Source organism: Plebeiibacterium sediminum (genome assembly GCF_026013605.1).
Taxonomy (GTDB): domain Bacteria; phylum Bacteroidota; class Bacteroidia; order Bacteroidales; family Marinilabiliaceae; genus Saccharicrinis; species Saccharicrinis sediminus.
The window spans coordinates 1-601 of the sequence record NZ_JAPDPJ010000265.1 but is presented as its reverse complement, the minus strand read 5'-3'; the positions used below and the strand labels follow the sequence as shown (position 1 = coordinate 601).

Below are 601 nucleotides of genomic sequence, written 5' to 3'. Positions count from 1 at the left end.
GCAACGCTTTGCACACCACCCCAAACGCAAGAAAGAGGCCAAAGCAGCATTGCGTAAGTTAAGAACTATAGCCGGAAGATTAGTTCGTGAACTAGAACGCAAACTAGCCCAGGAAGCTTTTGCTCGCTATGAACTGGAGTTAAAGAATTGCTTGCGTGTTGTTGAGCAAAAGAAAAGTGACAACAATAAAATCTATAGTTTACACGAACCTGATACAGCCTGTATTGCAAAAGGAAAAGCTCATAAGAAATTTGAATTTGGCTCAAAAGTGTCTTTTGCTGTTGTGCCCAAAGTAAATATTATAGTCGGTATTAAAAATTTCAATGGTAACCCTAACGACACATCAACCTTAGAACCTGCACTGGAAAATGTAGAGAAGGTTAGTAAGATTAAATTCAAAAATGCAATCGTTGACAGAGGTTACAAAGGAAAGAAAAAAGTACGCGACACAATAATCGTTAGTCCTAAGCCTCCATCCTCCAGGCAGCCTTACAGTAAAAACACAATGCGAAAGAAATGTAAATCAAGAGCTGCAGTAGAACCAGTTATCGGACATACAAAGCATGGATGTCGTATGATTAAAAACTACCTAAAAGGCAAT

At 38.8% G+C, this 601-nt stretch carries 1 protein-coding gene; it reads left to right on the top strand.

What is annotated here, in order from left to right:
• Positions 1-601 (top strand): transposase (locus OM075_RS25395; RefSeq protein WP_301193363.1); only part of this gene is annotated, 601 nt, incomplete at both ends.